Below are 25,615 nucleotides of genomic sequence, written 5' to 3'. Positions count from 1 at the left end.
GGATCGTGCCAGGAGGCTCCCCCCATGCCCCTGAACCGCAGACACTTCGTCGCCGGCGCGCTCACCGCGGCCGGGGCGAGCGCCTTCCCGCTCGCCGCGGCCGGCCCCGCCCAGGCGGCGCGCGGTACCGGCACCGCACCCACCTCGGCATCGGCGCGCGTGACGCCTGCCCCTGGCGGCCTCTACTCCCCCAGCGCGGCGCCCCTGTCCCCCACCGCCTTTCTGCGCCTGCCGCCCGGCGCGGTCACCGCGCGCGGCTGGCTCGACAACCGGCTGCGGCAGCAACTCGCCGGTCTGTGCGGCCAGTACGCCGCGATCTCGCACTTCCTGGTGATGTCCGACTCGGGCTGGGTGCACCCCGAGCGCACCGGCTGGGAGGAAGTCCCGTACTGGCTGCGTGGTTACGTCGACCTGGCGATCCTCACGAAGGACGCCACCGCGCTGGCCGCCGTGCGCCAGTGGATCGACGCGATCGTCGCCACCCGGCAGTCCGACGGCTGGTTCGGTCCGACCGGCCTGCGCACCTCGCTCGGCGGCGGCCCGGACTTCTGGCCCTTCCTGCCGCTGACCTGGGCACTGCGCAACTGGCAGGAGTACAGCGGGGACAGCCGGATCGTCCCCCTGCTCACCGGCTTCTTCCGCTTCATGCACGCGCAGGGCCCCTCCGCGTTCAACCAGAGCTGGGTGTCGCTGCGCTGGGGCGACGGGCTGGACAGCGTCTTCTGGCTCTACAACCGCACGGGCGACGCGTTCCTGCTCGCCCTCGCCGACAAGATCCATGCCAACGGCGCCGACTGGGTCGACAACCTGCCGTCGCTGCACAACGTCAACATCGCGCAGGGGTTCCGCGAGCCCGCCCAGTACGCGCTGCGTTCGCCGTCGGCCGCGCTCACCCAGGCGGCGTACCAGAACTACACGTCGGTCATGACCTCCTACGGCCGCTTCCCGGGCGGCGGATTCGCGGGCGACGAGAACGCGCGGCCCGGATTCGGCGACCCCCGGCAGGGCCTCGAGACCTGCGGCATCGTCGAGTTCATGGCCAGCCACCAGCTGCTGACCCGGATCACCGGCGACGCGGTGTGGGCCGACCGCTGCGAGGACCTGGCCTTCAACTCGCTGCCCGCGGCGCTCGATCCGTCCGGCAAGGCCATCCACTACATCACCAGCGCGAACAGCGTCGACCTCGACAACACCCCCAAGACCCAAGGCCAGTTCCAGAACGGCTTCGCCATGCAGGCGTACATGCCGGGCGTCGACCAGTACCGCTGCTGCCCGCACAACTACGGGATGGGCTGGCCCTATTTCACCGAGGAGCTGTGGCTCGCCACCCCCGACAAGGGGCTGGCTGCCGCGATGTACGCGCCCAGCCAGGTCACCGCGAAGGTCGCCGACGGCACCGCGGTGACCGTCACCGAGACCACCGACTACCCCTTCGGCGACACGGTCACCCTGAGCGTCTCCACGCCGCACCCGCTCGCCTTCCCGCTGTACCTGCGGATCCCCGGCTGGTGCGGATCGCCGCAGGTCACCGCGGCCGGTGCCGTCGTCTCCGCGTCGGCCGGGCCGTCCTGGACGGTGGTCCGGCGCACCTGGAACGACGGCGACACCGTCACGCTGCACTTTCCGCAGTCGACGGTGCTGCGCACCTGGACCGGCAACCACGGGGTCACCGCGGTCGACCGGGGACCGCTCACGTACGCGCTCGGCATCGGCGAGAACTACGTGCGCTACGGCGGCACTTCCCAGTTCCCCGAGTACGAGGTGCACGCCACCACGGCGTGGAACTACGGACTCGCGCCGGACGCCGGGACCTGGACGTTCAGCCGCAGTGGCGGCCCGCTGCCGGACGATCCGTTCGGCGGCGACACGACGCCGGTCCGGATCACCGCGCCCGCGCGGCGGATCGCCGAATGGCAGGCGGACGACCAGCACGTGGTGTCCTCCGTGCAGGACTCTCCGGCACGCAGCACCGCTGCGGTCGAGACCGTGACGCTGATTCCGATGGGCGCCGCCCGGCTGCGGATCTCCGCGTTCCCCACCGCGTCACCGACCGGCCACCCGTGGCAGCCGGTCGCCGTGTACCGGCTGATCCGCAACAGGAACTCCGGCAAGGTCCTCGGCGTCGACCTCATGTCCACCGCCAACAGCGCACACGCCGTCCAGTACGACGACAACGGCACCGCCGACCACCTGTGGCAACTCATCGACAACGGCGACGGCTGGTACCGCATCCACAACAAGAACTCCGGCAAGGTCCTCGGCGTCGACCTCATGTCCACCGCCAACAGCGCACACGTCGTCCAGTACGACGACAACGGCACCGCCGACCACCTGTGGCAACTCATCGACAACGGCGACGGCTGGTACCGCATCCACAACAAGAACTCCGGCAAGGTCCTCGGCGTCGACCTCATGTCCACCGCCAACAGCGCACACGTCGTCCAGTACGACGACAACGGGACCGCCGACCACCTGTGGCAGTTCGGGTAGGGCCGGGTCTCCGCCCTGTTCCGCTGCCGTCGTTCACATCACTGGAGGTCAGGTACATGACATCGAGGTCGGCAAGACCACTGCGCGGGAGATGGAGAAGGACCCTCGGTCTGATTCCCGTGGTCGCGCTCATGGTGGCGGCCACCGTCAGCGGGTCGCTCACCGCCCAGGCCGCCGTGCCCCCGACACCGGCGGGCTTCTCGCTCACCTGGAGCGACGACTTCAACGGCGCGTCCGGCACCGGCATCGACCAGAGCCTGTGGAAGTACGACACCGGGCCGGGCAGCAGTTTCGGCACCGGTGAGATCGAGACCATGACCAACAGCACCTCGAACGTCTACTACGACGGCCAGGGCCACCTGGTGCTCCAGGCCCTGCACTCCGGTTCCGACCCGCGCAGCGGATGGACCTCGGGGCGCGTGGAGACCCAGTCGGCCTCCTTCGGCGCCCCGGCCGGCGGAGTCGTCCGCATCGAGTCCGTCCTGCAGCAGCCCAACGTCACCACCGCCAACGGCGCGGGCTACTGGCCGGCGTTCTGGATGCTCGGCGCTCCGCTGCGCTCCGGTGTGACCTGGCCGAAGTCCGGCGAGGTCGACGTCATGGAGGACATCAACGGCCGCGGCTCCGTCTTCAGCACGATCCACTGCGGGGTGAACCCGGGCGGCCCGTGCAACGAGTCGACCGGCATCGGTTCCGGTGAGCGCGCCTGCTCCGGCTGCCAGACGGGCTTCCACGACTACGCGGTGGAGATCGACCGCTCGGTGTCGCCGGAACAGATCCGGTTCTACCTCGACGGGAACAACTTCTTCACCGTCAACGCCAACCAGGTGGACGCGACGACCTGGTCCGACGCGATCGACCACCCCTTCTTCATCATCTACGACCTGGCGATCGGCGGCGGGTTCCCGGACGCCTTCGGCGGGGGCCCGAACGCGGCGACGGTCTCCGGCGGCAAGCTGGTCGTCGACTCGGTGGCCGTGTACAACAAGGGTCCCGGCTCCGGCGGTGGCGGCGGTTCGGTGACCGGCCAGACGATCACCGGTCCCGGCGGCAAGTGCGTGGACGTGTCCGGTGACGACACCGGCGGCGACGGCACCGCGGTCCAGCTCTGGGACTGCCAGTCGGCGGCCAAGGACCAGCACTGGACGTGGAGCGGCCAGACCCTGCAGACCCTCGGCAAGTGCCTGGACATCGCGGGCGGCAACAGCGCCGCGGGCACCAAGCTGCAGCTCGCCACGTGCAACAGCGGCGGCTACCAGTCGTGGGTGCGGCAGACCGACGGTACGCTCCGGAACCCGGCCAGCGGCCGGTGCATCGACTCGCCCTCGGGTGCCACGGCCAACGGCACCCGGCTGCAGATCTGGGACTGCAACGGCTCCGGCGCCCAGCAGTTCGCCATCGGTACCCCCATCTACGGTCCGGGCGGCAAGTGCGTGGACGTGGCCGGTGACGACACCGGCGGCGACGGCACCGCGGTCCAGCTCTGGGACTGCCAGCAGGCGACCTCGCTCGACCAGAAGTGGACCTGGAACGGCCAGACCCTGCGCACCCTGGGCAGGTGCCTGGACATAGCGGGCGGTGTCAGCACGGCCGGCACGAAGCTCCAGCTGGCCACCTGCAACGGCGGCGGGTACCAGAACTGGGTCGCCAACACCGACGGCTCGCTGTACAACCCGACCACCGGCCGCTGCGTCGACTCGCCGTCGGGCGCCACCGCGAACGGCACCCGGCTGCAGATCTGGGACTGCAACGGCTCCGGCGCCCAGCAGTTCGCCCTGGCTTGAGCCGAAGGTGCGTGATCCCCGCAGCCGGCGGGGATCACGCACCCGCCCGCCCGATCCTGGGCGGCGCCGGCCGCGGCGATGCCGGGGGCGGCACGCGCGGTGTCACGGAGCGATCCGCAGGCTCGCGATCAGCCCGTCGCGCAGGCGGAAGGTCATGGGACCGGTGCCGTTGTATCCGTTGCCGGTCACGGTCAGGGTCGCGACATAGAGGCCGGCCGACGCGCCGGGTTCGATCGCGTCCAGCGTGAAGTGCGCCTGCACGCCGATGTTGTCGGTCCGGTCCCAGGCGCGCACACCGTCGCGGCCGCGGTATGCGCGGCCCCAGTCGTCGAGTTCGGCGTCGTGGGTGAACGCGGCGGCGAACGCCTCGGCGTCGCCGCGGTTGGTGGCATCGACGAAGGCCTGGACGGCCGCGGGGACTTCGATGGTGCTCATGGCGGATTCCTCAGCTCTGGACGGTGAGCAGGTCGGCTAGGCCGATGCGGGTGAGGAAGTCCCGGCGGATGCGGTCCGCCGTCTCGGAGACCTCCTCGGATCCGTCGTCGGCGGGGTCGACGTGCACGCGGTAGGGGCGCTCTCCGGCGGGCAGGGCGACGATGCGGGCGATCTCCTCGGAGACGAGCGACGCGGGCGCGTCCTCCGGGGCGAGCGCGGCGAGCTTGGTCGCCACCTGGTCCACCAGGCCGGGGTACCGGCTCTCGTACTCGGCTTCGACGGCGGTGTCGTCGGGGTGGCCGGAATGAGCGAAGTGGTTGGTGCCGCTGGTGAACGAGCCGGGGACGACGATCGAGGTCTCCACGCCCCAGCGGGCGAGTTCGCCGGCGTAGGACACCGCGAGGGAGTCCATGGCGGCCTTGGCCGCGAAGTAGGGGGCGAGGTAGGGCGGGGTGCCGCCCTTGACGCTGCTGCTGGACACCCAGAGCACCAGTCCTCGCCGGCGCAGGCGCATGCCCGGCAGCACAGCGCGGTTGACGCGCTGGGTGGACAGGACGTTCACGTTGTACAGCTCGGCGAGCTGGTCGGGGGTGAAGGCCTCGGCGGGCCCGGTCACCATGTGCCCGGCGTTGTGGATCAGCACGTCGACGCGTCCGTGCTCGGCCTCGATCTGTGCGACGGCGGTGTCGACCGAGTGCTGGGAGTTCACGTCGAGTTCGACGGGCCGCAGGTCGACGTGGTGCTCGTCGGCGTACTGGGCGGCTGCCCGGACCTGGGGCGCGTTGCGGCCGGCGGTCTGGCGCATGCCGGCGTAGACGGTGTGCCCGGCGTCCGCCAGCGCACGGGCGGTGAGTGCTCCGAAACCGCTGGAGGCGCCGGTGATGACGACGACGTTGCCGGTGGTGGACATGGGTGTGGTTCCCTTTCGCGATGACAGTGCGGGAAGGCGGGTGGTGCGTGTGCGGGGTGGGTCAGGCGAGTCCGCCGTTGGCGTAGAGGACCTGTCCGTTGACCCAGCGCCCGGGACCGGCCAGGAAAGAGACGACCTCGGCGATGTCCCCGGGCTCGCCGAGCCGCTCCAGCGGGGTCGCCCTGGCGAAGTTCGCGATGGCCGCGTCGTCCTTGCCGTCGAGGAACAGCGGTGTGGCGGTGGGGCCGGGGGCGACAGCGTTGACGGTGATGTCCCGGCCGCGCAGCTCACGGGCGAGGATGAGGGTCAGGCCCTCGACCGCGGCCTTGCTGGCGACGTAGGCGCCGTAGCCCGGCAGCTGGGTGCGGACCACGGAGGTCGAGACGTTGACGATCGCGCCACCGGGGCGGACCCTGCGTGCCGCCTGCTGGGAGACGACGAAGGCGCCGCGGATGTTCGTGCGGTGCATCCGGTCGAGGTCGGCGAGGTCGAACGTCGCGATCGGGGCGAGGACCATGATGCCGGCGGTGTTCACGACCACGTCGATGCCGCCGAAGGCCGATTCGACCGCGTCGAAGGCCGCGCTCGTCGCACTCTCGTCGGCGATGTCGCCGCCGACCGCCAGGGCCCGGCCGCCGGCGGCGGTGATCGCGGCCACGGTCTCCTCGGCCCTTGCCCTGTTCCCCGCGTACTGCACGGCGACCGCGAAGCCGTCCCGGGCAAGCCGTTCGGCCGCGACGCGCCCGATGCCGCCCGAGCCTCCGGTGACCAGTGCGACACGCTCGGTGGTGGGGGTGCTCATGAGGGTCTCCTCTTCCGACGCATTCAAATGAACGACGCGTTCATATAACCACCAAATGAACGCCACGTCCATATCTTCGGGCGAGTCCTGTGCCGGATGCCGTGGAGGCTTTTCCACCAGGTGTCCGCCGCCGCACGCGGGCGGTCTCCGTGCCGGCGCTGGCTGGGGGGCTACGACGGACGCCGGTCCGCCGACGGGTCCCGTGCCGTGTCCCCGGCCGGTGGCAGGCGCAGGGGTGAACGCGACGCGCGCCTTCCGGGCCCAGGGCCGGGCGGTCCGGGGGCCGTTCAGGCGGGCGGCCAGGCGGCGTGCGACGGCGAGGCCGAGGCCGGTGCCGACCGGGCGCGGACCCCGGTACCGCTCGTGGAGAGCGCCGCGTTCGCAGACCCCGGTACCGCTCATGGAGAGCGCCGCGTTCGAAGGTGGCCGTCGGGCCGTCCTCCGTCAGGCGGGGGCCTCCGTCGCACACCTCGACCCCACCCACCGTCGTCCCCGGCGTGTGCGGCGAGCACGACGGAAGCGCCCGCCGGGATGAGCCGCAGGACGGCGGCGAGCAGACGGCCCGTCAGAGGGCGAGCGGCGCGGGGCGGGTGCGGTCGAGGTCGTCCTCGACCAGGGCGCACTTGCCCAAGCGCCGATTCCCGCTAGCGTGGGGGCGCCAGGTCACCAGGTCCCGCCTCTCCCCCACCACAGGAGGCTCCGTGCCCGTCCGTCCTCGCCTGCTCGCCGTTCCCGCTCTGCTCACGGCGGCCGCCCTCGCCCTCGCGGCTCCGGCCGCCGAGGCCAGCGGCACCAAGATGACCCAGTCGGCCGCGGCCGCGAAACTCTCCGCCGCGGGCATCACCTGGAGTTCCAGCGGCAACTGCACCACTCGCTCCAACTCGACGTGCACGTCGTTCGACCAGATCAACTCCGGCACGGTCGACGCCATGATCACGCTGAAGCGGGCCGGCGGCTGTGCCATCAACATCACCGGCGGCACCGAGGTCGGCCACGCGGCGGGCACCTACAGCCACTACAACGGCTACAAGGTCGACCTGGCGCACAACTCGTGCCTGGACGGCTATGTGCACAACAGCTTCACGTACATCGGCTACCGCGGTGACGGCTACCCGCAGTGGCAGGCGGCCTCCGGCAACCTCTACTGCGACGAGGGCAACCACTGGGACGTCACGGTCTACTGAACCCCTCCCCGGAGCCCACTCAGGGCGCCGGTGAGCGGCAGAGCGCGCGCCGCCGCACAGCGGCGGCGATGCCGGCGAGTCCGAGTCTCATGACGGCCTCCGCGGATGCGTGGAGAAGGAAACCCGCATGGCGCCACGTCGGCCCGGGGGGGAATGGCTCAAGGGCGCTGGCGCAGCGGTTAGTTCACGTCTTGATTTAACTAGTGAGTCTCAATGCCCGGCAACCCTGCGGGAGTCGGAATCTTCCCGGGCCCGCTTCTGCCGGATCCCTTGACACCTCGATGGCATGCCCTCAACACTCCTCGGCGGGAGAGCGCTCTCCCGAACGTCTCCCGGCGCCCCCTCGCGTCAGCCCACCTGACGTCACGTCACGAGGGCGCCCGGCGACCGCCTCTGCCACCCCCACCGTTCAGGAGGAGGTCTCCATGCCACGGAGATCGAAAGGCCTGTCAGCCACGCTGATCACCGGCGCGCTCCTGCTGACCTCGCTCGGCCTCGGCGGCGTCGCCGTCAGCGCCGGGCGGCCCGCACCGCACAGCGCCGCCGCACGCTCGTTCGCGGCCACCCACTCCGGTCACGCCATGGCCGCGTCCACGGCCACCTCCCCGGAGGACCCGGACGGCGACGGCTACATCCCGGCGAACCCGCCGGTCACCGGCGTGACGCCGTCCACCCAGGACCCGCCGCACCGCTACTTCCACGAGTTCCAGGCCAACTGCTCGGTCACCCGCACCAGGCCGGACGACCCCATCGTCTACCCGCAGCAGCCGGGCAAGTCCCACGACCACGCCTTCATGGGCAACACGACGACCGACGCGTACAGCACCACCGCCTCGCTGTCCGCGGGCGGCACCACGTGCAAGGCCCCCGGCGACCTGTCGGGCTACTGGATGCCCACCCTGTACAACGGGGACCAGCAGATCCTGCCCGTCGGCCCGCAGGTCATCTACTACAAGGCCGGCGTCACCGACTACACCAGCGTCCGGCCCTTCCCCAAGGGCCTGCGCTTCGTCGTCGGCAGCCCCCTGCAGAGCGCCGACGAGTTCCGCAACCACCCCGGCTTCGTCGAGGGCTGGGAGTGCGGTGACAGCTACTTCAACACCGAGTTCCCGGCGACCTGTCCCGACCGGCCGGACGTCCAGCTCAACATCCGCTTCCAGGCGCCCAGTTGCTGGGACGGCAGGTACCTCGACACCCCCGACCACAAGAGCCACATGGCCTATCCCGTGGTCAAGCCCGGCACGAACGACAACATCTGCCCGGCCGACCACCCGGTGGCCCTGCCGATGATCGAGTTCAAGATGGCCTTCCCCGTCAACGGCGACATGTCGAAGGTGCGGCTCTCCAGCGGGACGGGACACAGCTTCCACTACGACTTCTTCAACGCGTGGGACGACCGCACCCTCCAGGCGCTGGTCGGCCACTGCATCGTCGGCGGGCTCCAGTGCGACGCGCGCGGCTACGACGAGACCCACCCGGAGGCGGGCGCCGCGCTCGACGAGCACTACCGACTGCCCTGAGGAGCCTGCCGAAATGACCCCACGCACCCGCATCCGTACCCGAACCCGCCGCGTCGCGGCACCCCTCACCGCCGGCGTACTGGCCGCCGGACTCCTCGCCGCCCAGGCCCACGCCGCAGGCAGTGTCGTCAAGGTCACCGGCGGCCAGGGAGCCTGGCAGCTGACGGTGGACGGGCAGCCGTACCAGATCAAGGGCCTGACCTGGGGCCCGAGCGTCTCGGACGCCGAGAAGTACATGCCCGACCTCACCTCCATGGGCGTCAACACCATCCGCACCTGGGGCACCGACGCCACCAGCAAGCCGCTGTTCGACTCCGCGGCCGCGCACGGCATCAAGGTGATCGCCGGCTTCTGGCTCCAGCCCGGCGGCGGACCCGGCAGCGGCGGCTGCGTCAACTACCTGACCGACACCGCCTACAAGAACCAGGTGCTCGACGAGTTCCCCAAGTGGGTGCAGACCTACAAGGACAACCCCGGCGTGCTCATGTGGGACGTCGGCAACGAGTCGGTCCTCGGCCTGCAGAACTGCTACAGCGGTGACGAACTGGAGAGGCAGCGCGACGCCTACACCACCCTCGTCAACGACATCACCAGGAAGATCCACGCCATCGACCCGAACCATCCGGTCACGTCCACCGACGCGTGGGTCGGCGCCTGGCCCTACTTCAAGAAGAACGCGCCGGACCTCGATCTGTACGCCGTGAACTCCTACAACGCGGTCTGCGACGTCAAGGCCGCCTGGCAGCAAGGGGGTTACACCAAGCCCTACATCGTCACCGAGACCGGGCCGGCCGGCGAGTGGGAGGTCCCGGACGACGCCAACGGGGTCCCGCTGGAGCCCTCCGACCAGGCGAAGGCCGACGGCTACACCCGTGCGTGGAACTGCGTCACCGGGCACCGGGGGGTCGCGCTCGGCGCCACGATGTTCCACTACGGCACCGAGTACGACTTCGGCGGCATCTGGTTCAACCTGCTGCCCGCCGGCCAGAAGCGCCTGTCGTACTACGCCGTGAAGCGGGCCTACGGCGCTGACACCGGCCACGACAACACCCCGCCCGTCATCTCCGGCCTCACCGTGGAGGGCGGCGCGGGGCAGGTGCAGGCCGGACGCGACCTCGTCCTGTCCGTGCAGGCCACCGACCCCGACGGCGACCGGATCTCCTACGAGGTCCTCGACAACAGCATGTACATCGACCAGAGCAAGAACCTGGCCTCGCTGCCCTTCACCGACCTCGGCGGCGGCCGTCTCAGGTTCACCGCGCCCGACCGTCCGGGCGTCTGGAAGGTCTACGTCAAGGCGACGGACGGGCACGGCAACGTCGGCGTGGAGACCCGCTCGATCCGCGTCGTACCGCCGGTCCCGTCCGGCACCGACGTGGCCCGCGGCAGACCCGCCACCGCCTCGTCGTACCAGGCGAGTTACGGTGACTGCCCGTGCACGGCGGCCAACGCGGTCGACGGCGACCAGGCCACCCGCTGGGCCAGTGACTGGAGCGACCCGCAGTGGCTCCAGGTCGACCTCGGCACCCGCACCACGTTCCGGCACGTCCAGCTGTCCTGGGAGGCCTCGTACGCCAAGGCGTACACCATCCAGACCTCCGACGACGGCCAGAACTGGCGGACCGTGCACACCGTGACCGACGGCAACGGCGGGATCGACGACTTCGACGTCACCGGGACCGGCCGCTACGTGCGCGTCAACGGGACCGCGCGGGGCACCGGCTGGGGCTACTCGCTGTACGAGTTCGGCGTCTACGCCTGACGGACGCGGCTCTCCCGGAGCGGCGGACCCCGCTCCGGGAGAGCGCTCTACTCCAGCCTTCGCAGGTCCGTTAGGGTGCCTGCATGAGCAGACGGGCCCCGACGCTCGAGGACGTCGCCCGGGAGGCCGGTGTCTCCCGGGCGACCGTGTCCCGGGTCGTCAACGGCATCCGCAACGTGGATCCGGAGATACAGGAGATGGTCCGCGGGGCCATCGAGCGGACGGGTTACGCGCCCAACCGGGCCGCCCGTTCCCTGGTGATCCGGCGGTCCGAGACCGTCGCCCTGGTGGTCTCCGGTGCCGGGGACACCACGGACGCCGGGCAGAACGCCTTCGCCACGTCGGTGTTCGCGGATCCCTTCTTCGGACGGGTCGTCAGCGGGATCGTCGGGTTCCTGCGCCCCCGTTCGATGCACCCCGTCCTGATGTTCGCCGAGTCCGCTCAGGCTCGGGAGGAGGTGGTGACCTACCTGCGCCAGGGCCGCGCGGACGGCGCCCTCGTGGTCTCCACCCACGCGGACGACCCGCTGCCGGCCCTGCTCGCCGACGCCCGGCTTCCCGCGGTGCTGTTCGCCCGCCCCTCCCGTCCGGTCCCGCTCAGCTACGTGGACCTGGCGCACCGGGACGGCGGCCGCCTCGCGGCGGAGCACCTCCTCGCGCGCGGCTGCCGCCGCCCCGCCACGGTCTGCGGCCCGCTGGACGTGGAGGCGAGCCAGGAGCGGCTCGCGGGCTTCCGTGACACGCTCGCCCGCCACGGCCACCCCTACGTCCCGGTCGCCGAGGGCGGGTTCACCCTGGACAGCGGTCTCGCGGCCACGTCGGAACTGCTGGCTCGGCACCCCGACACGGACGGCGTGTTCGCCGCCAACGACCTCATGGCGCAGGGCGCCTGCCAGGTCGTACGGGAGCAGGGACGCCGGGTGCCCGAGGACGTCGCCGTCGTCGGCTTCGACGACTCCGGCATCGCCGAGACCTGCCGGCCCCGGCTGACCACGATCCGCCAGCCGGTGGAGGAGATGGCGGCCGAGATGGCCCGCCTGCTCGACGAGCACATCCACGGCGCGCGCACCGAGGCGACGTCGGTCGTCTTCGACCCGAAGCTCGTGGTGCGCGACTCGGCGTAGCGCCGGGGGCTTCACACGGATGCGGGTTCTATCGTCCAGGAACCCGTAGGCCCCGCTGACGGCCTGGATCACCACGGTGCCGTCGCGGACCTGCCACTCGCTCATGCCGTCGACCTCGTGGCTGACGATGAACAGACCCTGGATCAGGTCGTTGTCGTCGTCGGAAGCCGGAACGCGTGCCAGGCTCCGCAGCCGCTCCACGAACCAGTCGACGCACCGGGCGCGCATGTGGGCCCCGAAGAAGACCCAGTTGGCGAAGTTGTACTGCCGCGGGGGAAAGGCCCAGCCGCCGCTGTACGTCCGGTCGGGATCGTCCGCTTCGACGATCCTTCTGACCTGGGCGAGCTGTCGCTCGTCGCACTCCAGCCAACCCCTGACGGCCACGAAGACACCCACGGCGATCGCTCCCCCTGTGGGCGCCCTCCGAGAACGCCCGTTCCGACCGTCGGCACGACAGACGTGACCGGATCGTCCGGGCAAAGCATTTCGGCCACGCAGACCCCCTAGGCGTACCGACCAGTCGGTACTACCCTCTGGCCACGCTCCCGGAGCCGGGCCGGCGCGAGGCCTCGTCGCGCCGACGCGCACCACCCGGTCTCCGGAATCCCCGGGAGGAGCCGCATGTCCGCTGCCACGACACCGCCCACCGACAGACCCGCACCCGACGCACCCTCCGCCGCCGGCACCCCGCTGGCCCGGCTGTACCGCCGCGAACTGACCGACTATCCGCCCACCGGCCGCCGCATGGGGTACCTCGCGATCGTGGTCGTCACCACCGTCGTCCTGTACTACATGCTGTACATCCAGTACGCGGTGGCGACGTCGATCATCACGCACTTCGGCATGACGTACCGCTACTTCATCTGGGTCTCGGTGATCGGCAACGCGGTCGGGGCCTTCGCCTCGCTCGTGGCGGGTCTGGCGGACCGCTGGGGCCGGGCGAACCTGGTGGTCTACGGACTGCTGGTCGCGGCGCTGCTGGTCTTCTTCGGGCTGCCCGACGCGGCGAACAAGACGACCTACCTGGTGCTCTTCGCGCTCGTCAGCTTCATCGAGGGCATCGTGCTGGTCGCCACCCCGGCTTTGATCAGGGACTTCTCCCCGCAGCTCGGCCGGGCCACCGCGATGGGGTACTGGACGATGGGGCCGGTCATCGGCTCCCTGGTGGTCACCGTCGTCACCAGCAACACCCTCGACAGCGCCACCTGGCAGGACGAGCTGCGCTATTCGGCGATCGCCGGGTTCGTCGTCCTCGTCTTCGCGATCGTCGCGCTGCGCGAGCTGTCCCCGGCGCTGCGGGACCAGATCATGGTGACGCTGCGGGACCGGGCCCTGGTCGAGGCACGCGCCAAGGGGCTGGACACCGAGGCGCTGCGGCGCGGCGAGTGGCGGCAGATGATGCGCCTGGACGTGCTGGGCTCGGCCTTCGCCGTCGCCGTGTTCCTGCTGCTGTACTACGCGGCGGTCGGCAACTTCGTCGTGTACTTCTCGACCGTCTTCGGCTACAGCGAGCAGCGCACCAACGCGCTGGCCAACTGGTACTGGGGAGCGAACGCCATCGCCCTGGTCCTGGTCGGTCTGGCCTCGGACCGGCTGAAGGTGCGCAAGCCCTTCATGATCGTCGGCGCGGCCGGCTCGATCGCGGTGACCGCGGTCTTCGCCACCCGCGCCACCCACCTGACGACCGGCTACTACACCTTCGCCTGGCTGTTCGTCGGCATCGGCCTCTTCAGCGGTATCGCCTACGCGCCCTGGATGGCGAGCTTCACCGAGACGGTGGAGAAGCACAACCCGGCGGCCACCGCGGCGGGTCTGGCGGTGTGGGGCTGGACCGTGCGCATCGTGGTCGCCGTCTCCGCCGCCTTCATCCCGGTGCTGGTCACCTCCGTGACCCCGCTCGTGGAGCACGGCGCCGAGGTCAAGGCCGCCTCGGCGCAGGCGGCGCCCGCGCTGGCGATCGTCGACGCGCATCCGGACCTCTTCGCCGAGCTCGACAAATACACCCCGGCCACCACCCCTCCCGCGCTGAGCGCCCGCGCCGTCAAGGAGGTCGGCGCGGCGAACCTCGCCGTCGTACAGAAGGCGGGTCCGCAGCTGAAGGTGCTGAAGGAGTACGGCACCAAGGTCCAGAAGGCGTCGAAGGACGGCCCCGGTGAATGGCGCACCTGGTGGTGGATCTGCGTCGGCGGCCAGGTGGTCTTCCTGCCCTTCGTCTTCGTGATGGCGGGCCGGTGGAGCCCGAAGAAGGCGCGCATGGACGCCGAGGCGCACCAACTGGCCGTCAACCGCGAGCTGACCGCCCTGGCCGCCGCCGAGGAGTGACCGGACGCGGAGCCTTGGACGGCGGGCAGGGGTTCCCCTGCCCGCCGTCCCCGGTGACGTGCCGGGTCCCCTCGGTGCACGGGCGGCAGTCCGGCCCGCGCGGCCTCACATCCGGGATCTCAGCACGTCGACCTCACAGCCCGGCGCGGACGGGTCGAAGCCGTGCTCGACCAGCCAGCGCACCCCCAGCAGACTTCGCACCGACCACCACGCGCGGAGCACGTCGAGGTCGACGTCGGTGCCGTAACCGGCGATGACGTCGCCGAGGTGCTCCTCGTGGCCCAGCGTCAGGGTGGCGAGGTCGAACAGGGCGTCGCCCCGGCCCGCTTCGGACCAGTCGATGATGCCGGTGACCTCGTCGCCGTCGACAAAGACGTGCTCGGCCTGCAGGTCGCCGTGCGTGAACACCGGGGTCCACGGCCGGATCGCGGCCTCGGCGACCTGGCGGTTGCGGGTGACCAGGTCGGCGGGCAGAACGCCGTTCGCCACGAGCAACTCGCACTCGCCGTCGAGTTCCGCCGCCAGCTCGTCGGGACCCCGGCGGCGGCGGCCGGGCCAGGGCGGCAGCGGCGCCTCGTGCAACTGCCGGAGGGCGGCACCCGCCGCGGCCCATGCCGCCGGCGAAGCGGCCGACGGCTGACCGAGCCGGCCGAGCGCCGTCCCCGGGACGGCGGCGATGGCGAGCACGGGCCGCTTGCGCCACAGGACCTCCGGAGTCGGGACCGGCACCAGGCCCATCGCCTCGACCTCGACCTCGATGCGCGCGTGATCGGCGTCCACCTTCAAGAACACGTCGCCGACGCGCAGCGTCGCGCGCTCGGAGTGGGCGACGACGACTTCGACCTCGTCCATGGGCGACCAGTATTCCGGGGATGATCGCCGATGTCGCCGGAATTGTGGTGGGCCCGGGGGGAGTCGACGGCGTCTTCGGCCCTCTCACCACCAGTGCCGCCGAGGCATTCCAGACCCATCGCGGTCTGCCCGCCGACGGCATCGTCGGCCCGAAGACGTGGAGCAGGCTGCGCAACGAGGGAGCCCGCCGGAAAGCAGGCCGTGGGAACGGAGCCGGGGCCGGGCCGGGTGGTGGGCCGGGCTCGACGGCGTCACCGTGCCGGTGCGCCGGGCGGGGTGTGGGTGCCCCGCCCGGCGTTCCGCTGTCAGGGGCGCTGCACGCGGAAGTGGTAGCAGCCGTGTTCGACGGCGCGGACGTGGACCTGGGCGGTCTCGGGGTCGGCGAACGCCTCGGCCAGTGCGTGCTCGAAGGCGAGGTCGGGGTCGGCCGGGAGCTCCAGCATGCGGCCGCCCGTGATGTGGCCTCGCCCGTCGTAGCGGCGCAGGACGCGCAGGGCACCGGGGCGTGCCCAGGGGTAGCCGAGGTTCTCCCCGGACGGACCGCCGCAGTCCTCGGCGTGGACGAAGACCGGTCCCTGTTCGTCGTACGCCCCGGGATCGGCGTCCGTCTGCGCCGCCCACCGGCGCAGCGGGGCGTAGGACACGAGGGCGATCAGCTCTCCCCGGGTACTGGACCGCAGGCAGCAGCGCAGCGGCGCGCCGCCCTCGTCGTCCGGGTACGGGCGTGGCGGATTCCCCGCGTCGTCCTGGACGCGCAGTTCCCTGAGGGCCGCGGCGGGGATGGGCAGGGGAGGAAAGGTGGGATTCATGTGTGCAGCGTGACGCCCGCCCGCCGGGGACGCTGGCGGGATCCGGACGCCGGCTTCGACGCCGGAGCCGCACGCCGGTCACCGCGGCGGGGCCGGGCACGGCGGGAAGGGACGCCCCCGCCGGGGGGCGCCCCTTCCCTTCACCGCCGTTCGGGAGTCACTCGATGTTGATCTTGAACGTGGTGGTCGTGTTCTTGATGTCCTGGGCGTTGCCGCTCATCCGCAGGTTGCGGAAGGTGGCCTCGCCGACGGCGGGACCCTGGCCGGGTTCGGGCAGTTCGTTGGCCCAGATGCCGAAGCCGGACTTGGCGTCGAAGGCGTCTCCGCTCTTCTTGGAGTTGGTGATGGAGATGTCGGTGAAGATGGTGTCCTTCACCGGGAACTGCGGCTGGCCGCCGACGTAGTTGGTCTGGAACATGACGCCTCCGTACGTGGAGTCGTCGATGTCGACGTCGTTGACCCGGATGCCCTGGAAGACCTTCGAGGCGGAGAACGCCCAGATGGCGGGGAAGACCTGGGAGCCCCAGAAGTGGCCGCCGGTTCTGTCCAGGGAGACGTTCTCGATCGTCGTGGGATCGGTGCCGAAGCCGTTCATCGGGTAGCCGAAGTCCAGCGAGGAGATCGTGATGCCGGAGTAGACGAGGGTGTCGGCGACGCGGATGTTGCGGAAGGTGTTGTGGTACCCGCCGTAGACGGCGATGCCGGCCGCGCGCCAGGTGAGGGTGGAGGTCAGGTTCTCGTAGAGGTTGTTCTTCTCGTCGGCGCCGCCGGCGTCGATGGCCGAGAAGAGCGCGAAGCTGTCGTCGCCCGTGGCGCGGGCGTCGTTGTTGACGACGTGGTTGTCCGTGGAGCCGTTCGTCATGTTGATGCCGTCGGCGAACGTGTCACGGATGCGGGAGTTCGAGATGGTCATGTTGTCGGTGTTGGCGCCCCAGTAGAGGCACACCATGTGTTCGGCCCAGATGTTGTCGATGGTGATGTTCGAGACGTTGGAGAAGTCGAACACCTTGCCCGGGCCGTCGATCCGGGACGTGTAGTTGCCGAAGTAGGCGAAGCCGGCGAACGTCGAGCCGTTGGCCGTGGCCTCGGCGCGGAAGCCGACGTCGGTGTTCTCCTGCGAGGCGGGCGCGTGGAAGCGGGTGAACCAGGGGCCCGCTCCGACGACCTTGACCGCCTTGCCGTAGACCTGGAACTTGCTGGAGGTGTCGTAGTCGCCGGCGGGGAGGTAGACGCCGACGAGCTTGCCCGTGGTGTCCATGCGGACCTTGTCGAGGGCGTTCTGCACGTCCTGCTGGGTGAAGCCGGCCGGGACCGTGTAGGCGGCCGGGTCGGGGTTCGCGACCGCGGTCGCCTGTTCGGTGTTGATGAAGTCGACGGCGTAGTAACTGGCGGTGTTCGCCGCGTCCTTCTGGAGGCGGATCTTGGAACCGGCGGGCACGGTCTTGCCGAGCAGCAGGTTCGCCTCGTCGTAGATGTGGCGCGGGGCACCGGAGCCGGGCGAGTTGCCGGGCGCGGTCTCGCTGCCGTACAGCCACGCGTACTTGGAGGTGAGGTCGATCGCCTTGAGGAACTGGCCGTCCACGTAGACGTCGAGGGTGGCGTTGGTGCCGTCCGGGATCGCGAAGCGGGTGACCAGGGTGTTGGTCGCGGCGCGGGTCGTCCACTCGACGTACTCGCCGGTGGCGTCGAGGGTGACCGCCTTGCGGCCGCTCGCCTCGCCCGCGAGGTCGCCGATGGTGCGGTTGGGGCCGACGACCTTGGCGCCGCCGCCGACCGTGCCGTCCTCGGCCTCGTACATGTCGTACGGCATGTCGGCGCCGCGGCCGACGAACAGGTTCTGTGTGGTGGTGTTGTTGGTGCGCTTGACCGGCAGTTCGTTGGTGTCGTCGGCGATGACCGTCTTCACGGTGTACTTGCCGTTGACGGCGGTCCAGGAGCCGAGGCTGATCGGCGCGGTCGTCTGTCCGGAGGCGACGGTGCCGTTGTAGGAGCCGCTGAGCGTCTTGACGGTGGCGCCGTTCGCGTCCTGGACCGTGAGGGTGACGCCGTGCGCGCCGGAGGCGGAGTCGATGGTCCCCTGGTTCTTGAGGGCCACGGTGAAGGCGACGTTGTCGCCGGCCGAGGCACTGGAGGGCGTCCAGGCGACCGGTGCGGCGACCAGGTCGGAGCTGGAGACGGGCTTGACGACGAGGGCGTCGGAGCGGGTGAAGGTGTTGTTGCCCTCGTTCTGCTCGATGACCTTGTTGGACGGGTCCACCTGGGCGCCGACCGGGTAACTGCCCGCGTCCCGGCTGCCGATGCTCGCGGTGACCGTCGCCGAGGCGCCCGCCGCGAGGGCCGGGACGTCGGCGGTGGCCGCCTTGGTGCCGCCGAGGGTGAAGTTCAGGTCGGTGGCCTTGGCCGCCTTGCTGCCGCTGTTGGTGACGGTCGCGGAGAGGCTGATGGCGTCCGACTCCACGGGAGCCGTGGGTGAGTTGGTGATGCCGGTGACCTTGAGGTCCGGGTTGGCGGCCGGGGTGCCGATCACCTGGAACTCGGCGACCTGTCCGCCGGGGGCGCCGGTGTTGGAGGCGAACTTGAGCTGGATGTCGGCGGCGGCGCCGGAGACCGGGATGGTCACGGTGTTGCCGGTGGCCGGGTTGAAGGTGTAGTCCTTCGCCGCGGCGAGGCTGGTGAAGGTGGTCGCGTCCTGGTCGCGGCCGAGCACCTGGATGTTCTGGGTGCGGGTGGACCAGGCCGGGTCCGGGTTGAGCTTGACGACGACCTGGCTGAGGTCGGCGTTGGCGCCCAGCTTGGTGGTGAGGGTGGCCGGGTAGGCGCCGCCCGCGCTCTCCCAGTAGGTGCCGATCTGGCCGTCGTTGGCGTTCGCGGCGACGTAGGTGAAGGTGTACGAGGAGGCCTCGATGGGCTTGCCCTGGGCGAGGTCGGAGCCCGTGCCGTTCCCGGGCCGGGTGACGCTGTTGCTCGCCACCGACACGTTCCCGGCGGCGTCCTTCGCCTTCACGTAGTAGGTGACGGTGGCCGTCGCCGACGGGGTGTCGGTGTACGTCGTCGCGTCGCCCGCCACGCTCTTGAGGAGCTGGTCATTGGCGTAGACGTCGTAGCCGGTGACCGCCACGTTGTCGCTCGACGCCTGCCAGGTGAGCTTCACGTCGTTGCCGGACTGCGTGTACGCGAGGTTGCCGGGTGCCGTCGGGGCCTGGGTGTCGCCGCTCGCTCCCTTGCGGGTGACGCTGTTGCTGTTGGCGGAGACGTTGCCCGCGGCGTCCTTGGCCCGCACGAAGTAGGTGATGTCGGTGCCGGCCGGCTGGGAGTCGGTGTAGGTCAGGACGTTCCCGGCGACGCTCGCCCGCAACTGGCCGTTTGCGTAGACGTCGTACCCGGTCACCCCCGTGTCGTCGGTGGCCGCGCTCCAGGTCAGCTTGATCTGCCCCGAGGCCGGTTCGGTGTAGGCCAGGTTGGCCGGCGCGGTGGGTGCCTGGGTGTCGCCGGTGGCCGGTCCGTAGACCTCCAGCTCGGACGCCTGCGCGGCGGGCCAGCCGTCGTTGGCGGTGAAGTACGCCCGTACGTACCGCGTCGTGGTCGTGTCGAAGCTGATGGTCGCCGACTGGTCGTCGGAGCTGTTGAAGGCGTACGCCTTCGACGCGGTCAGGTCGGTGAAGTTCTGGTTGTCCGTGGAGCCCTGGATCTTGAGGGTCTGGTTGCGGCTCGGCCAGCCGCTGGGCAGCCGCAGCGCCACCTGGTTCACCTGGACCGAGGAGCCGAGGTCGACCTTGAGCCACTGCGGGAAGGCGTTGTTGGTGCTCTCCCAGTAGGTGTTGCGGTTGCCGTCACCGGCGTTGGCCGCGCCGTAGACGTCGGCGTGCCCGCTCTCGCTGAAGGTCTTGCCCAGGGCGAGGTTGGGCGTCGAGGCGGCGGTCCTGAGGACCTGCAGCTCGGCGAGCTGGGCGGTGCCGGCGACCGAGTTGGCGCTGAAGTCGGCCCGCACGTAACGGGCGAGGGTCGCGGGGAAGGAGACCTTCACGGTGTTGTCGTCGCCCGGACTGAAGACGTACTGCGCCGCCGACTTGAGCGTGGCGAAGCTCTTGCCGTCGGCGCTGCCCTGGAGCGCCAGCGTCTGCTTGCGGGTCTGCCACCGCTCGGGCAGTCGCAGCACGACCTCGCGGACGCGCATGGTCCGACCGAGGTCGGTCTGGACCCACTGGGCCGACTTCTTCCCGGCCTGCCAGTAGGTGTCGGTGTCGCCGTCGGTGACGTTGACGGCCGCATGTGCGGCGCGGGCGCTGCCTGCCGTGGTCCTGGCGTCCGCGGCGGCGTTCGGGCCGCCTGCCGCGTGTGCGCCGACGGCGGGCAGGCCCAGAACCATGACGGCGGAGGCGAGCACAGCGGTCGCTGTGCGCCGTCTCCAGGATCTCGGCTTGTGTCGAGTCATGCGGGGTCACTTCCTGCGGAGGCTCGCACGCCGGAGGGGGCGGCGAGGGCGGCTCGTTCCTGACGGAGTGGTGCAGAAAGGTGCGATGCGGTGCAGCGGAGTGGCGCGAGAAGCAATACGCAGACTTTTGCATTGTTTCATCGAAATATTACAGAGCGATGTGAGCCCGTCTACAGCCAGGACTGCACAAATTTCACCAGAAGCACTCACGAACCCGTGACGGCGAGGGCGCGCATCCGGCACCAGAGCCCCCGCAGTACCCAAAGAGCGGGCTGGAAAGGGAACTTCGCTTGACGGAGTGCGACCCGACCCCACACGCGAGTCGCGCACACCACTTGCGTCCCTCGGTGCAAGTGGACGTAATTCACGCAATTTTTTGCGTTACCGCGGCGCCATGGTTGCGCTGCCAAGAGCCGCCAGGCGTGAAGGACGAGGCGCCTCGGACACCACGTCGTCCGACGGGCAAAGTGCCGACACGCTCGCGTTCCTGGCGGTGCGGACACCGGGCCCGGCGGCGACCCGCGGAGCCCGGACGATCATCACGTCGTCTTTCGCCCGCTTGCGGACGGCGAACGCCCCCCGGACCTCGGCGGGTCGGGGGGCGTTCGGGTTGCGGCCGGCTGTGTTCCGGTCAGCCGCGCGGGCGTTCGAAGGTAAGGAGCAGGCCCTCGACGGCTCCGGGACCTATGCGGCCCTTGACGTCGGCGGAGGTGATGGCCTTGAGGGCCCAGCCGTCCTCGGCGTGCTTGTTGAGGACCTTCTCCAGCTTGTCGCTGTCGAGCGCGTCGCCGATCAGCGACTCCCGGAAGGTGACGACCTTGTATTCGTACGCGTAGGCACTGCTCATGACTGCGGGGTCCTCCTGCCGGCGGAGCCGGGTCGGGTGGGAATCGGCCGGGGCCAGCCAATCATCCCCGGTGCCGCCGCGCAGCGCCGGGCCTCGGATTTTCTGCTTCAGGGACGGGACATGCACGATGTCCGCCCCAGCGGCGCGACCTGCGCACCGGAGCGGCCCTGAGGGCAGCGCCCACGCCAGGGCGAGCAGGACGCCGCGGGTTGCGAACCACGGGCATCAAGGGATGATTGTCGACGTTACTGGCGCCTTGTGTCGTTTTGATCACTTTTATCCCTTCGGTGAGCAGGGTATTTGTGTTACCCATGAGATGTGCGGGAGCGGGTCCTCGGGGCCTGCCCGCACGGACCCGGGAAGATCTGCCGGTACGCGCCGGAGTCAGCGAGCTGTGTGAGCTGCATGGACCCCACACCCTCCTCTGCTTCGCCGTTCGACACGGTCAGCGGCGCCCTGGGGGATTACATCCCGAAGGGCGGAGCGAAGGCGGTGGACGAGGAGGGCGCCCCGGGGGCCGCCGGCGAGACCGACGGCGGGGAACGGATCCTCGGAGTGGTCGGTCTCGGCCGGGATCTGCGGATCACCGGTTCCAACCTGGACGCGGCCCCGTTCGCGGGGGTGAGTGCCGCGCCGGGGACGGCCTTCGCCGACCTGCTGCCGCCCGGGGACGTGCCGACGGTCACGAAGCGGCTGCTGCGGGTCCTCGAGACGCGGGAGGCGCATGTCGCCCGGGTGCAGCGCCTGCGGCGGAGGGACGGGTCAGAGCTGGTGGTCTCGATGAGCATCCTGCCGGCCGCACCGCCGCAGGACGGCCTGACGGTCTCGCTGATCGCCATGGCCAAGCGGCTGCACCTGTACGCCTCGGCCACCGCGATCGGCACGTCCCTGGACATCGGGGAGACCGCGCAGTCCCTGGCCCAGTCCCTGCTGGCCTGGGGAGACGTGGCCGCCGTCAACCTCGACTACGCCGTGTGGACCGGCGAGGCGGTCACCGAGCAGGCACAGGACCGCATCCGGCTGCGGCGGGCGGCCCTGGTGCCGGACCGGGCCTGGCCCGAGGGATACCTGACGCCCGGGGACAACCTCCCCCGTGAGGCGAGCAGCCTGCTGGCCGGTGCGGTCATGCGCGACGACGTTCCGCAGGCCGTCGTCATCCCGGACCGTGCGGCGATCGAGCGGGCGCTGGACGATCCGCAGCTGGTGCGCGCCCTGGTGCCCGGCAACCGGCCGGTGAGCGTCGCCTGCATCCCGCTGGTCGTGGAAGGGCCGGAGGGCACCCAGGGTCCCATCGTGCTGGGCGTGACGGAGGTCTGGCGGCGGCCGGAGTGTCCCTTCGACGACGGCGAACTGCTCGACCTGCAGGAACTCGTGGCGAAGACCGCCCGGCACGTGGACCTGGCCCGCCAGCACCAGCGTGAGCACGCCCAGGTGCTGGCCCTGCAGCGCCGGCTGCTGCCGCGGGCGGGCAGCGACACCATCGAGGTCGCCAGTGTCTACGAGCCCACCACCCCGGACAGCGCGGGCGTCGGCGGTGACTGGGTGAACAGCTTTCCGCTGCCGGGGGACCGCACCGCGCTGGTGGTCGGTGACGTCGTGGGGCACGGCCTGGGGGCCGCGGCGGCCATGGGCCAGCTGAGCATGGAGGCGAGGGCCCTGCTGTCGGCGGGGCTGGGCCCCGGGGAGGTGCTCGAGCGGCTGGACGAGACGGTCACGCTGCTGGACGACACCGACGCGGGCCTCGCGGCCGGGTACAGCGCGCTGGGCTCGACGTGCTGCATCGCGGTCTACGATCCGGTCGACCACCGGGTGCTGATCTCCAACGCCGGCCACCTGCCCCCGGTCCTCGTGCTTCCCGACGGTTCCGCCGGCACCCTCGATGCGCAGCCGCACCCGGCCCTCGGCGCGGAGTTCGTCGTACGGGAGCCGTTCGAGGTGCACGAGTTCGCCGCGCCGCCCGGCTCGCTCCTCGTCCTCTACACCGACGGCCTGGTGGAGGATCCGGCGGCCTCGATCGACGACGGCATCGGCCGGCTGACGGACGTGGTGCGCGAGGTGCATCCCTGGGACGACCTGCAGCAGGCCGCGCGTCGCGTGGTCGCCCGGCTGGGCCCGCCGGAGCCGCTGCGCGACGACGTCACGCTGCTGCTGGCCCGGATGGCCGGGCGCCGCGGCCGGGACACCGCCACCTGGCGGCTGCCCGCCCGTGACGACACCGCCGCCCGCGCCCGCACCCTGGCCGCTCCCCTGCTGCGGCGTTGGCACCTGGGCGAACAGGCCCGGGACGGCGCGCTGCTGGTACTGAGCGAACTGGTCACCAACGCCGTCCGGTTCGGCACCGGGCCCGTCACGGTCCGGCTGGTGCGGGCCGGATCCCGGCTGACCTGCGAGGTCGGCGACAGCGGCAACGGCCGACCGCGGCTGCGCCGCGGTGACCTGCTCGACGACGGCGGGCGGGGTCTGCAGGTCGTCCACAAGCTGACCACGCGCTGGGGCGTGCGGTGGACCGACACCGGCAAGGCCGTGTGGGCGGAACTCGAGGGGTAGCGAAGGTGCCGCGAGGAGCGCGGCGGGCCTTCCGCTACAGCCACTCGCCTTCCAGTGCCGTGGCCGTGAGCCCGGGCGCGGCCGCGTACAGCACCGTACGGCTGCCAGGCTTCTGTCCCGCGTCGTGGGCGCGGCGCAGGATGTCGAGTACGGCGGCTCCGCCGCGGTTGCCCGAGGTGTAGCTGTCACGACTGTAGGCCAGCAGCCCCTCCGGCCAGCTGTCGGGCATCGTCTGCTCCATGTACTCCAGCACCCGCGTCCCGCCGGGATGCGCGAGCAGCAGATCGGGATGCCAGGAGCGCCCGTCGTCCTGGTGGCGTGCGCGCAGCCACTCCCACATCGCGGCCACCGTCTGCTGGACCGCGCGCGGCCCTCGACGGTCCATCACGAAGTGGGTGCCGTCCTCCCGGGTCTCCAGCCGGTGCAGGTCGGTGGTGCCGGGCAGGGTGTGGTGCCAGGCCGCGTCCAGGCGCAGGACCGACTCCGGCCGGGGGCGGCCGGTGACCACCACGGCGACGGCGGTGTCCGCGAACAGGAGCCGCACGATCAGCGACTCCAGCGTGTCGTCGGCCGGCTGGTAGGTGGTGCTCAGCGCCTCCGATATCACGACCAGCACCACCCGGTCGGGGTCCGCGGCGACCAGGTCGGCCGCGAGTGCCAGCGACCGGGTGCCGGCGATGCAGGCCCACTGGGTGGCCGGCAGCAGCAGTACGTCGGCGGGCAGTTCGAGGCGGTTGAGGAGGGAGAGGTCCAGTCCCGGCAGGGCCGGAGTGGTGGAGTGGCTGGTGATCACGCAGTCGACGTCGGAGGTGTCCAGTCCGGCGGCCCGGAGGGCGTCACGGGCCGCGCGTTCCCCGTACGTCTGCACGGCCGCCCAGGCCGGCGCGGTGCGCTCCTGGACGGTCTGCGGGGCCGGTATGGCCTCCAGCGCTGCGATCGCGCGGTTCACCTCACGCTCGGTGAACCCGCTGCCGGCCAGGGCCGTACGGGCCTGGCCGGCACGGGGAGTTCGCAGGCCCGACCCGCTGCCGGGGGCCGCGGCCGTCTCCAGCGGCAGCATCCACCCGCGGGAGTCGATCCCCGTGCTCGCGGCGATGCCGTCGATCCGGGAGAGCCACGTCGCCTGCGGATGCCGGCTGCGCACCTCCGCGAGGATCTCGCCGGTCTTCACGTCATGTTCGCCTTGGAGGACGGCTGGAGGAGTCAGATAGGCGCTCATAGCACGCATCTTTCACAGAAAGCCATTAAATGAGTGAAGTGTCCGAATCACCCCCGATTGCAGGGACTTGAGGCCAAGACACTGCCATTGCAATGTACTTCGCATACGGCAACTCCCCGGCGGCCTCATGTCCCCATAACGGCATGAAAGTTCCCTCCGGCCGTTGGCCCTCGAGGCCCCCGGACCGCACCGCCGAGATCGTTGCCGAGCAAAGCCCGTGCGTCTTGCGGAAGTTGAAGGACGTACGGATCGGGCCGCCGGACGAGACCCACGCCACCCATGAGGTGTGTCACAGCCGCGCCCCGCACGGGCGGACCAACCGCCGCGCGGGCCGGGGCTCATGAGGTGTGCGACGGCGCACTTTTCGAAACAATCGCGCCACCGCGCGCTCCGCCCATGCTTCATCACCTCCTGGCTCAGATCCCGACGTCAGCCCCGCGCACCGCGGGCTGTCCCCGTCGACTCCGGCCGCACCCCTGGCGAACGGCGCCCACGCCGGAGACCATGGCGCTTTGCCCACTCGACCGCTCTCCCACGAGACGACGTCCCGGACGACCGGCGCACACGGTTTCCCAC

The 25,615-nt window shown here is 70.9% G+C and carries 16 protein-coding genes and 1 pseudogene; 9 read left to right on the top strand and 8 right to left on the bottom strand.

Features of this window, described 5'->3' with window-relative positions; all coding sequences use genetic code 11:
- Nucleotides 1-24: 24 nt before the first annotated feature.
- Nucleotides 25-2,490: an RICIN domain-containing protein gene (locus BLW82_RS41075; protein WP_093507315.1), complete on the top strand. Its 2,466-nt coding sequence runs from the start codon at nt 25-27 to the stop codon at nt 2,488-2,490.
- A gap of 119 nt (nt 2,491-2,609) precedes the next feature.
- On the top strand, nt 2,610-4,274 hold the full coding sequence (locus tag BLW82_RS41070; RefSeq protein WP_256216135.1) for a ricin-type beta-trefoil lectin domain protein: 1,665 nt from the start codon (nt 2,610-2,612) through the stop codon (nt 4,272-4,274).
- A gap of 102 nt (nt 4,275-4,376) precedes the next feature.
- On the opposite strand, the gene BLW82_RS41065 is transcribed toward BLW82_RS41070, so the two are convergent.
- The 3 genes from BLW82_RS41065 to BLW82_RS41055 form a co-directional block, all read right to left on the bottom strand.
- Nucleotides 4,377-4,709 carry a nuclear transport factor 2 family protein gene (locus tag BLW82_RS41065; protein WP_093507311.1) on the bottom strand — a complete coding sequence of 111 codons (333 nt, stop codon included), beginning with the start codon at nt 4,707-4,709 and terminating at the stop codon, nt 4,377-4,379.
- A gap of 10 nt (nt 4,710-4,719) precedes the next feature.
- Complete coding sequence (locus tag BLW82_RS41060; RefSeq protein ID WP_093507309.1) at nt 4,720-5,619, bottom strand: SDR family oxidoreductase; 900 nt, start codon at nt 5,617-5,619, stop codon at nt 4,720-4,722.
- 61 nt (nt 5,620-5,680) lie between these two features.
- Nucleotides 5,681-6,421, bottom strand: a complete 741-nt coding sequence (locus BLW82_RS41055; protein ID WP_093508555.1) for an SDR family oxidoreductase — start codon at nt 6,419-6,421, stop codon at nt 5,681-5,683.
- A 701-nt stretch (nt 6,422-7,122) separates the two neighbouring features.
- Between BLW82_RS41055 and BLW82_RS41050 the strand changes: the two genes are divergently transcribed.
- The 5 genes from BLW82_RS41050 (at nt 7,123) to BLW82_RS41025 (ending at nt 14,333) form a co-directional block, all read left to right on the top strand.
- Complete coding sequence (locus BLW82_RS41050) at nt 7,123-7,605, top strand: hypothetical protein (RefSeq protein WP_177233229.1); 483 nt, start codon at nt 7,123-7,125, stop codon at nt 7,603-7,605.
- A 425-nt stretch (nt 7,606-8,030) separates the two neighbouring features.
- The gene (locus tag BLW82_RS41045; protein ID WP_093507307.1) at nt 8,031-9,125 is read left to right on the top strand and encodes a DUF1996 domain-containing protein; all 1,095 of its coding nucleotides are present in this window, start codon (nt 8,031-8,033) and stop codon (nt 9,123-9,125) included.
- Nucleotides 9,126-9,138: 13 nt separating this feature from the next.
- Entirely contained in the window at nt 9,139-10,887 is a 1,749-nt protein-coding gene (locus BLW82_RS41040) for a discoidin domain-containing protein (RefSeq protein WP_093507305.1), read from the top strand.
- An 83-nt stretch (nt 10,888-10,970) separates the two neighbouring features.
- Nucleotides 10,971-12,011, top strand: coding sequence for a LacI family DNA-binding transcriptional regulator (locus BLW82_RS41035; protein ID WP_093507303.1), 1,041 nt, complete (start codon nt 10,971-10,973; stop codon nt 12,009-12,011).
- 621 nt (nt 12,012-12,632) lie between these two features.
- Nucleotides 12,633-14,333 carry an MFS transporter gene (locus BLW82_RS41025; protein WP_093507301.1) on the top strand — a complete coding sequence of 567 codons (1,701 nt, stop codon included), beginning with the start codon at nt 12,633-12,635 and terminating at the stop codon, nt 14,331-14,333.
- A gap of 105 nt (nt 14,334-14,438) precedes the next feature.
- Here the strand turns inward: BLW82_RS41025 and BLW82_RS41020 are convergent, their stop codons facing one another.
- Complete coding sequence (locus BLW82_RS41020) at nt 14,439-15,185, bottom strand: phosphotransferase family protein (protein WP_093507299.1); 747 nt, start codon at nt 15,183-15,185, stop codon at nt 14,439-14,441.
- A gap of 20 nt (nt 15,186-15,205) precedes the next feature.
- Here BLW82_RS41020 and BLW82_RS41015 point away from each other — a divergent pair.
- Nucleotides 15,206-15,343 (top strand): annotated as a pseudogene (locus BLW82_RS41015) (peptidoglycan-binding protein); the annotation flags it as partial.
- 147 nt (nt 15,344-15,490) lie between these two features.
- Here the strand turns inward: BLW82_RS41015 and BLW82_RS41010 are convergent.
- The 3 genes from BLW82_RS41010 to BLW82_RS41000 all read right to left on the bottom strand — a co-directional run bounded on the left by BLW82_RS41010 (nt 15,491) and on the right by BLW82_RS41000 (nt 21,273).
- On the bottom strand, nt 15,491-15,994 hold the full coding sequence (locus BLW82_RS41010) for a DUF1203 domain-containing protein (protein WP_093507297.1): 504 nt from the start codon (nt 15,992-15,994) through the stop codon (nt 15,491-15,493).
- 157 nt (nt 15,995-16,151) lie between these two features.
- Nucleotides 16,152-20,426: a discoidin domain-containing protein gene (locus BLW82_RS41005; protein WP_093507295.1), complete on the bottom strand. Its 4,275-nt coding sequence runs from the start codon at nt 20,424-20,426 to the stop codon at nt 16,152-16,154.
- A gap of 631 nt (nt 20,427-21,057) precedes the next feature.
- Complete coding sequence (locus BLW82_RS41000; RefSeq protein WP_089106991.1) at nt 21,058-21,273, bottom strand: DUF4177 domain-containing protein; 216 nt, start codon at nt 21,271-21,273, stop codon at nt 21,058-21,060.
- A 405-nt stretch (nt 21,274-21,678) separates the two neighbouring features.
- On the opposite strand from BLW82_RS41000, the gene BLW82_RS40995 reads away from it, so the two are divergent.
- Nucleotides 21,679-23,820 carry a SpoIIE family protein phosphatase gene (locus tag BLW82_RS40995; RefSeq protein ID WP_093507293.1) on the top strand — a complete coding sequence of 714 codons (2,142 nt, stop codon included), beginning with the start codon at nt 21,679-21,681 and terminating at the stop codon, nt 23,818-23,820.
- A 34-nt stretch (nt 23,821-23,854) separates the two neighbouring features.
- On the opposite strand, the gene BLW82_RS40990 is transcribed toward BLW82_RS40995, so the two are convergent.
- Complete coding sequence (locus BLW82_RS40990; protein ID WP_093507291.1) at nt 23,855-25,039, bottom strand: beta-ketoacyl-[acyl-carrier-protein] synthase family protein; 1,185 nt, start codon at nt 25,037-25,039, stop codon at nt 23,855-23,857.
- Nucleotides 25,040-25,615: the final 576 nt, after the last annotated feature.

It is taken from the genome of Streptomyces sp. Ag109_O5-10 (assembly GCF_900105755.1).
Lineage (GTDB): Bacteria > Actinomycetota > Actinomycetes > Streptomycetales > Streptomycetaceae > Streptomyces.
The sequence above is the reverse complement of the archived record's forward strand: the minus strand, read 5'-3'. Positions and strand labels throughout refer to the sequence as shown.

Coding starts and splice junctions, on each gene's coding strand:
- BLW82_RS41005 (WP_093507295.1), bottom strand. CDS start 20,426: ATGACTCGACACAAGCCGAGATCCTGGAGACGGCGCACAGCGACCGCT.
- BLW82_RS41075 (WP_093507315.1), top strand. CDS start 25: ATGCCCCTGAACCGCAGACACTTCGTCGCCGGCGCGCTCACCGCGGCC.
- BLW82_RS41040 (WP_093507305.1), top strand. CDS start 9,139: ATGACCCCACGCACCCGCATCCGTACCCGAACCCGCCGCGTCGCGGCA.
- BLW82_RS41000 (WP_089106991.1), bottom strand. CDS start 21,273: ATGAGCAGTGCCTACGCGTACGAATACAAGGTCGTCACCTTCCGGGAG.
- BLW82_RS41060 (WP_093507309.1), bottom strand. CDS start 5,619: ATGTCCACCACCGGCAACGTCGTCGTCATCACCGGCGCCTCCAGCGGT.
- BLW82_RS40995 (WP_093507293.1), top strand. CDS start 21,679: ATGGACCCCACACCCTCCTCTGCTTCGCCGTTCGACACGGTCAGCGGC.
- BLW82_RS41010 (WP_093507297.1), bottom strand. CDS start 15,994: ATGAATCCCACCTTTCCTCCCCTGCCCATCCCCGCCGCGGCCCTCAGG.
- BLW82_RS41065 (WP_093507311.1), bottom strand. CDS start 4,709: ATGAGCACCATCGAAGTCCCCGCGGCCGTCCAGGCCTTCGTCGATGCC.
- BLW82_RS41055 (WP_093508555.1), bottom strand. CDS start 6,421: ATGAGCACCCCCACCACCGAGCGTGTCGCACTGGTCACCGGAGGCTCG.
- BLW82_RS40990 (WP_093507291.1), bottom strand. CDS start 25,039: ATGAGCGCCTATCTGACTCCTCCAGCCGTCCTCCAAGGCGAACATGAC.
- BLW82_RS41035 (WP_093507303.1), top strand. CDS start 10,971: ATGAGCAGACGGGCCCCGACGCTCGAGGACGTCGCCCGGGAGGCCGGT.
- BLW82_RS41025 (WP_093507301.1), top strand. CDS start 12,633: ATGTCCGCTGCCACGACACCGCCCACCGACAGACCCGCACCCGACGCA.
- BLW82_RS41045 (WP_093507307.1), top strand. CDS start 8,031: ATGCCACGGAGATCGAAAGGCCTGTCAGCCACGCTGATCACCGGCGCG.
- BLW82_RS41020 (WP_093507299.1), bottom strand. CDS start 15,185: ATGGACGAGGTCGAAGTCGTCGTCGCCCACTCCGAGCGCGCGACGCTG.